General features: G+C 35.7%; 1 pseudogene. It reads left to right on the forward strand.

The window, feature by feature from the left end:
• Positions 1-23: 23 nt before the first annotated feature.
• Positions 24-627 (forward strand): annotated as a pseudogene (locus AC1DPZ_RS28640) (lipopolysaccharide biosynthesis protein); the annotation flags it as partial.

Consider the following 627-nt stretch of genomic DNA (forward strand, 5'->3'; position numbering starts at 1 on the left):
ACAGATATGTGAATTTTTTACACTTGAGGGAAAAATGGGCAAAAGAAGGAGGTGTGGGTAATGTTGACTTCAGAGGTGGTGTGGAAAGATTCAATCGTGTTCAGGATAGTTTGCTGGTTGATATTGTTACTGCGATTAATAAAAAAGTACTAGTTGTAAGTAAACCTGACAAAAAATTAAATATAATAAATGTTGACGTAGCGTTTAGCGACGAGTTATTTGCCAAGAATTTTAATGATAAGCTGGTATCTACGGTCAATGATTTTTATGTTAAAACTAAAACCAGAAAAGCTACAATTAACGTAGAAGTATTGCAAAAACAAACCGATAGCGTAAAGCGAGTATTAAATTCATCAATTGGTGGAGTAGCATCAGCTTTAGATGCGGAGCCAAATGCAAATCCGTCTTTACTCGCATTGAAAGTTCCTTCGCAAAGAAAACAGATTGATGTACAGGCAAGTTCGGCTATATATGCTGAGCTGGTAAAGAATTTAGAATTATCCAGAATTTCATTAAGGCAAGAGACGCCATTAATACAAGTTATTGATAATCCCATATTACCATTGCCGGTTGAAGGTGTCGGGAAATTAAAAGGGGTTTTAGCCGGATTATTTTTAGGGTTTATGC

Source organism: Mucilaginibacter sp. P4_G9 (genome assembly GCF_056400985.1).